Genomic DNA, 221 nt, shown 5'->3' with positions numbered 1-221 from the left:
CTTCAATAGGCCATAATGTTGAATTCTTACCACTTTTACGCGATTCAACTAGTGAGGTATATTACTTGGTCCATGTGTTGAATGTACTAGATGCAATTGATAGTGATAAAGTTCAAAATGAGATGATTTTTAAGGTTTATATAAATGGGAAAATTCATCCCACGGCTGTTTTTATTTCAGATGAATTGAAGATTCTTATTGAACAAAGTGATTTAAAAGGT

At 31.2% G+C, this 221-nt stretch carries 1 pseudogene; it reads left to right on the top strand.

Annotation, left to right across the window (positions count from 1 at the left end):
- Nucleotides 1-221: pseudogene (locus tag MR167_RS32625) on the top strand (imm11 family protein); the annotation flags it as partial.

Origin of the sequence: Bacillus cereus group sp. BfR-BA-01355 (assembly GCF_022663675.1) — a bacterium.
Classification (GTDB): Bacteria; Bacillota; Bacilli; order Bacillales; family Bacillaceae_G; genus Bacillus_A; species Bacillus_A thuringiensis_S.
Note: the sequence above shows the minus strand (reverse complement) of the source record. Positions and strands in the feature narration are given on the sequence as shown.